The sequence below is a fragment of the Cyanobium sp. LEGE 06143 genome, assembly GCF_015207535.1.
Classification (GTDB): domain Bacteria; phylum Cyanobacteriota; class Cyanobacteriia; order PCC-6307; family Cyanobiaceae; genus NIES-981.
The window spans coordinates 1-6,459 of the sequence record NZ_JADEWP010000149.1 but is presented as its reverse complement, the minus strand read 5'-3'; the positions used below and the strand labels follow the sequence as shown (position 1 = coordinate 6,459).

The window sequence follows — 6,459 nt, the reverse complement described above, 5'->3', positions numbered from 1 at the left end:
GTGCTGCCGGGGGAGGGCGGCTACCGGCTCCACGCCCACCGGCTGTGGCTGCCCCTGCCGGGCGGGCAGGTGCTGGCGCTGGAGGCGCCACTGCCCCCGCCCCTGCTCGGTTCCGCCGATGGGGCCTGCGACTCTGACGCCGACCCCATGTCAGGGTGAGCCCCCGGCTGTTCCCGACGCCAGGCCATGCCCCAGCCCCCCTCTGCCAGGCTCCAAAGGGATGCCTCCATCCAGCTGGAATCCGAGCCCACCGCCGCGCTGCTGGCCTGGGCCGAGGCGGTGGAGGCCGGCGAGGGCACCCTGTTCGAGAAGGCGCGGCTGCTGGCCACGCGGCTCGGGGCCCACGTGCGCCCCGACGGGCTGGTGGAGATCGGCTTCTGGACGCCGGAACTCTCCGGCGATGTGATCCAGCCGAAGAACATCCAGCTGGAAGTGTTCACCCCTCGCCAGACGATCGATCCCTCCCTGGCCGAGCAGACGGTGCGCTTCCACCGTGACTACCTGCAGCTCGAGAAGTGGGGTGAATACCACTGGGGCGTGCTCAGTGGCCTGCGGGTCGGCGATGTCACCACGATCGGTTCGCTCTACTGGTTGCGCTACCTCAGCCCTGACACCAATGCCGTGACCGCCCTGGGGGACTGCCTCGGCAACTCCTTCCCCTACGGCGTCTACGCCCCCGCCGAGATCTATGACCTGGAGGGTCTGCAGGCCCGCCGGACCGATCACGCCTACTACGACACCCTCATCGCCGATGAGCCCGTCACCATTCCGGCCCCCTGCAACATCCTGCAGCTGCATGTGCGCACGGCCTCACCCAATGGCTACCTCTCCGGGCTTACGGAGCTCTACCGCAAGCTGGCCGCCAAACTGCGCTGCGGCGAGGCGCTGACCCCCGCCGAAACCAACCTGATCGGCTACGACGCGGTGCAGCTGTTACCCACCGAACCCACGGTGGAGGTGCGCTCCGGGCAAGGGGGTGACGACGACCACTTCAGCCTGCGGCCAGACGATGAGGACGTGCTCGATACCGAAACCGAGGGGATCGTGGCTGAGGCGGGGGATGTGCGGGTGCGGCTGCGGCGCCCCGACCTGCAGAACTGGGGCTACGACATCGTGATTTTCGGCAGCGCCGCCACCAATCCGGCCCTGCTCGAAACCCTGCGGCCCGATGAGCTGGTGGCCTTCATCAGCGAACTCCACACCTTCCCCACCGGCCCGATCAGGGTGGTCTACGACCTGGTCTATGGCCACGCCGACAACCAGGCCATCGACCTGCTGAACGGCCGCTTTCTCAAGGGGCCGAACATGTACGGCCAGGATGTGAACCACCAGAACCCGGTGGTGCGGGCGATCCTGCTCGAGATGCAGCGCCGCAAGGTCAACACCGGCGCCGATGGCATCCGCATCGACGGTGGCCAGGATTTCAAGTACTTCGACCCGATCACCGGCCGGGTCGCCTACGACGATCCCTACCTGCTGAGCATGGGCGATCTGGTGCAGGAGATCGGCCCGGCGCGCTGGCGGCCCTTTGTGATCTATGAAGACGGCCGGCCCTGGCCGGCTGAGGGCTGGGAGGAGGTGTCCAGCTACCGCGACCTGGTGGAGCAGCGTCCCGACGCCTTTCAGTGGGGTCCCATGATCTTTGCCCACAACACCCCGGCCCTGCATGGCTTCTGGGCCCGTAAGTGGCGGAGGGTCTGCGAAAAGATGCAGCTGGGGTCCCGCTGGGTCAACGGCTGCGGCAACCACGACACCCTGCGGCGCGGCACCCAGGTGGATCCCGGCGAGCCGATCAATCCCCACCTCGGCAGCACGCTGCCGGAGGTGCTGGCCAACGCCTACGACAACGGCGCGATCGGGGCCCTCACCTACGGCTTCGGCCCGGGCCTGCCCATGGATTTCATCCATTGCCTGATGCGGGCGCCCTGGGGCTTCTTCCGCAACACCGACGACCGCTTCGGCGTCAAGGTGGTGGCGGAGGAGGCCCCGGGTTTCCTTGACTGGCAGCTCAGCGACGCGCTGTACGCCGCTGACGGGCTGTTCCAGGCGATCAAGCAGCTGGGCTTCAGGGAGCTGGCCCAGCTGCGCCAGTTTCTGGCCCTGCTGACGGGCTCCATCTCCGCCACCGACTACGACCTCGAGCAGATCGCCCTGGCCTGCCAGGCCGGGATGCCCACCGGCGACGACGGCACCACGGCGGTGGTGGACGTGGCCTGGCTGAAGGCCTTTGCCCGCCATTTCATGGAAGACATGCATGCCGCCTGCAACATCTGGCTCCATGCCGATCGGGTGGATCCGGTGCAGGCCGGCTTCAACATGGCCCTGCGCGAGTTCCGCCGTTCCCGGCCCTGGCTGGCCGAGAACCTGAGCAACGACGAGCGGCTGGATCTGCTCACCACGCCCTCCACGACGATCTTCTACGGGATGCGCCGGGCTCCTGAACCTGAAGCCTCCACCGTGGCCCTGGTGGCCCACATGGGCGGTGCGGCGATGGCGCTCGGCCTGCCCGAGCTCTTTCCGGAGCAGGCCGGGCCCTGGCGGTTGCTGCTGGCCTCTCCCGGGCTGGAGCCCAGTGCTGCGCAGCTGGCCGGCCGCGAGCCGATCCTGTTCCAGGACAGCCAGGCGCTGCTGCTGGAGCCCGGCTGAGCCCAGGCTTCAGCCTTGCCTCTCGAAGGCGATCAGCCGCGAAAAATAGAAGGGGGCCTGGTTGAGGTTGCGGCGCACGGGGGTGAAGCCGGCTTCAGCGGCGGCCTTGACAATGCCCTCCTCCCGCAGGGTATAGGCCCTGGTGGTCTTGCTGGGCCCGGGGAACAGCTGGCCGATGCCCTTGAGCAGCGCCAGCAGGGGGGTGTAGGGGGCGAAGCTCACGATCAGCTGCTTCTCGGCCATGGCGGCCAGATGACGCACCATGTCCTCGGCGGCGGCCTGGGGGTAGTGGATGAACACATCCAGGCAGATCACGGTGTCGTAGCGCCCCGTGAGGCTCTCCAGGTCGGAGGCGTGGAACTGCAGCTGGCTGGTGCTGAGGCCGGCAGCGGCGGCCCGGCGCGCGGCTTCCGCCACCATGGCCTCGGAAAGATCACTGGCGGCGATGCTGCCGGCGCCGAGTCCGGCCAGGGGCAGGCTGAGGCTGCCCACGCCGCAGCCAGCGTCGCAGAAGCTGCGGCTGGAGAGATCACCCTGCTCCTGCAACCAGGCCAGCACGTTGTCCACTGTTTTCTGGTGCCCCAGGCGGATGTTCCGCTGCACCTTGTTGACGTCCTCGCTGTCGCTGTAGATCCGGTTCCAGCGCTCGAAACCCGTGGTTTCGAAGTAGCCCTTCACCTCGTCCTTCTCAACGGCCGTGGACTCAGCAGGCATCGGGGCAGAAGAAAGTGGCTCGGATCCTAAGGAGCGGCCCAGGGCCCCGCAGGTCCGCGGCTGCTCAGGCGCAGCGCCGCCAGCCCAGGGTTCCCCCCTCCTCCCAGTTCCAGCGCAGGGTCTCCGCCAGGGGTGAGCCCACCAGCATGGTGGCGGTGTCGCGGCCATCTCCGAGCACCCGCCGGGGCGTGATCGTGGCCGCGGCGATCGCCTGCTCAGCCGCGACGCCCCAGTCCACCAGCCGCCGCACCCCGTTCAGCAGCGGCAGTGTCACCCCGGCGAGGGTGCCGTCCTCCAGGCGGCAGCAGCCGTTCTGCACCAGCAGCACCCGCTCGTCCCAGCGGTGGCGGCCCTCGCCGAGACCGTAGGGGGCCAGGGCATCGCTCACCAGCACGAGCTGCTCGGGAGCCAGGCGCTGCAGCAGCAGCACCATCGACGGCGCCACGTGCACGCCATCGGCGATCAGCCCCAGCGCCACGCCGCCATCGAGCACGGCCGCGGCGATCGGGCCCGGGTTGCGGTGCTGCAGGCCCGCCATGGCATTGAAGCTGTGGGTCAGCATGCCCACACCGGCTCTGAACGCTTCGGCGGCCTGGTGCTCATCGGCGCTGCTGTGGCCCAGGCTCACCACCACCCCGGCCTCCCGCAGGGCCGCGATCACGGCGCCGGCGCCCTCCAGTTCGGGAGCCAGGGTCATCAGATCGATCTGGTCCTCAAAGCCGTCGATGCGCGCTGCCAGGGCCTCCAGGCTGGGGGCCACCAGGTGCTGCCGGGGGTGGGCGCCCCGGCGAGCCGGGTGGAGGAAGGGCCCCTCCAGGTGGGCGCCGAGCAGCTGGCAGCGGCCGTCGCGGTGCTGCTGGCGAGCCCGGTCCAGCACGGCCAGGGCCTGGCGCAGGGCGGCGCTGTCGCAGGTCACGAGGGTGGGGCAGATTGCCTCCACCCCATCGCGCCACAGCAGTTCAAGCAGCTCCAGCAGCCGGGGCAGATCGGCGGGCGTGAGTTCCGGAAAGGCGAGGCCGAGGCCGCCGTTGATCTGCAGGTCCACCCCGGCAGGGCTCAGCCAGTCGCCCTGCCAGTCGTCGCCGGCCACGCTGCTGCCGGGGTCGATCGGCTCCAGCACCTCGATCCAGTCGTGGGCGTCGAGGCCGAGCCGCCAGCGCTGCTGCCGGCCGTGGCTGCAGCGGCGGGCCTGGGGCAGGCGGACGTTGCGGATCCAGCGCATCGCAGCGGACCGTTCCGGCTCCGAACCCCGCGTGGCCGTGGTGATGGGCAGCGATTCCGATCTGCCAACCATGCAGCCCGCGGTGGCGATGCTGCAGCGCTTCGGCGTGGCGGCCGAGGTGCGGGTGCTCTCCGCCCACCGCACACCGCTGGAGATGGTGGCCTTCGCGCAGCAGGCGGCTGGGCGGGGGCTCAAGGTGATCATCGCCGGCGCCGGCGGTGCGGCCCACCTGCCCGGCATGGTGGCGGCGCTCACCACCCTGCCGGTGATCGGCGTGCCGGTGCAGAGCCGGGCCCTCTCCGGGGTGGATTCGCTGCACTCGATCGTGCAGATGCCCGCCGGGATTCCGGTGGCCACGGTGGCGATCGGCAACGGCACCAACGCCGGCCTGCTGGCGGTGCAGATCCTGGCCACGGCCGATGGGCGGCTGGCGGAGGCCCTGCTGGCCTACCGCGCTGAACTGCATGGCCAGGTGCGCGCCAAGGATGGGCGCCTCGGCCAGCTGGGCAGCGAGGCCTACCTGGCCCAGATGGACTAAGGCGTTCTTTCTCCCCCTTGCGATCACCCCGCGATGCTCGAGCGTCTGGTCCTCCCCCCCTGGCTGAAGATCGGCCTGGCCCTGCCCCTGCTCGTGCTCAACCTCTGGGTGCTGCGTCAGTTGCTGCTGCCGCTGGCGCCGTTCCCAGCCATCTTCCTCACCGCCGCTCTCATCGCCTTCCTGCTGGATATCCCCAGCCGCTGGCTGCGCCAGCGGGGCCTGCCTCGCAGTCTGGCGATGGTGCTGGTGCTGGGGCTGGCGATGGGATTACTGGCCCTGGCCCTGCTCTGGCTGGTGCCGCGCCTGATTGATCAGCTGGCCGAACTCATCGCAGCGCTGCCGGGTTGGCTGGCCCAGGGAGAGGTGTGGCTCGATGCGCTGGAGGGTTGGGCTCAGGAGCAGGGGATCCCCACGGATTTCGGCAACCTCAGCAGTGAACTCCTGACCCGCTTCAGCAAGCTGGCCAGCCAGCTGAGCCAGCGGCTGCTGGGTCTGCTCGGGGCGACCGTCGGTCTCACCGTGAACACGGTGATCGTGCTGGTGCTGGCGGTGTTTCTGTTGCTCGGCGGGGAGTCGATCAGCGCTGGCCTGGCCCAGTGGCTGCCGGCGGGCGTCCGATCCCTGGTGGTGGACACCCTGAGCCGCACGTTCCGGGGCTATTTCGCCGGGCAGGTGGTGCTGGCGATGATCCTGAGCGGCCTGCAGATCGTGGTGTTCACCCTGTTGGCCATTCCCTATGGGGTGCTGTTCGCCGTGGCGATCGGCTTCACCACCCTGGTGCCCTATGCCAGCGCCCTCACGATCGTGCTGTTGAGCGGCCTGGTGGCGCTCAACGACCCCCGCACAGGTCTGGAGGTGCTGGCGGTGGCCATTGCCGTGGGCCAGGTGGTGGATCAGGTGATCCAGCCCCGTCTGATGGGCAGCATCGTGGGGCTGCAGCCCGCCTGGTTGCTGATCTGCCTGCCGTTAGGGGCCCGGCTGGGCAGCCTGATGGGCCTGGGGGAGCTGCTCGGTCTGCTGTTGGCCGTGCCGGTGGCGAGTTGCAGCAAGACGTTTCTGGATGTGAGCCTCGCGTCACGCCGGACCATTCCTGCGGAGCCGCTCAGCCCCTGAGGCCCCAGGCGATCTCTGAATCAGCTGGCGGCGGGGATGATGCCGTTTGCATCGAGGAAGCTCAGCACCTGGGCCACGCAGCCCTCCAGCTCGGCACGGCCTGTGTCCACCCGCAGCTCCGGGGATTCGGGGGCTTCGTAGGGGCTGGAGATGCCGGTGAACTCTTTGATCACCCCGGCGCGGGCCTTGGCGTAGAGGCCCTTGGTGTCGCGCTCCTCGCAGACGC

The 6,459-nt window shown here is 69.4% G+C and carries 6 protein-coding genes; 3 read left to right on the top strand and 3 right to left on the bottom strand.

All coding sequences use genetic code 11. From position 1 onward, the window contains the following. The first annotated feature begins 186 nt into the window (after positions 1 to 186). Positions 187 to 2,646, top strand: coding sequence for a glucosylglycerol hydrolase (gene gghA / locus IQ216_RS10460; RefSeq protein WP_193815424.1), 2,460 nt, complete (start codon positions 187 to 189; stop codon positions 2,644 to 2,646). A gap of 9 nt (positions 2,647 to 2,655) precedes the next feature. Here the strand turns inward: gghA and bchM are convergent, their stop codons facing one another. Continuing rightward, the gene (gene bchM, locus IQ216_RS10455) at positions 2,656 to 3,360 is read right to left on the bottom strand and encodes a magnesium protoporphyrin IX methyltransferase (protein WP_193815423.1); all 705 of its coding nucleotides are present in this window, start codon (positions 3,358 to 3,360) and stop codon (positions 2,656 to 2,658) included. Between the two features lie 64 nt (positions 3,361 to 3,424). After that, the gene (locus tag IQ216_RS10450; protein WP_186698332.1) at positions 3,425 to 4,582 is read right to left on the bottom strand and encodes an N-acetylglucosamine-6-phosphate deacetylase; all 1,158 of its coding nucleotides are present in this window, start codon (positions 4,580 to 4,582) and stop codon (positions 3,425 to 3,427) included. On the opposite strand from IQ216_RS10450, the gene purE reads away from it, so the two are divergent. Then, positions 4,566 to 5,120, top strand: coding sequence for a 5-(carboxyamino)imidazole ribonucleotide mutase (gene purE, locus IQ216_RS10445; protein ID WP_255510599.1), 555 nt, complete (start codon positions 4,566 to 4,568; stop codon positions 5,118 to 5,120). The two genes, IQ216_RS10450 and purE, sit on opposite strands and share 17 nt — an antisense overlap. 33 nt (positions 5,121 to 5,153) lie before the next feature. Continuing rightward, positions 5,154 to 6,233 (top strand): AI-2E family transporter, encoded by a 1,080-nt coding sequence (locus tag IQ216_RS10440; RefSeq protein ID WP_193815422.1) that lies wholly within the window; start codon positions 5,154 to 5,156, stop codon positions 6,231 to 6,233. A 20-nt stretch (positions 6,234 to 6,253) separates the two neighbouring features. On the opposite strand, the gene IQ216_RS10435 is transcribed toward IQ216_RS10440, so the two are convergent. Then, positions 6,254 to 6,459: adenylyl-sulfate kinase (locus IQ216_RS10435; RefSeq protein WP_193815421.1), on the bottom strand; the 206-nt coding region annotated here is incomplete at its 5' end.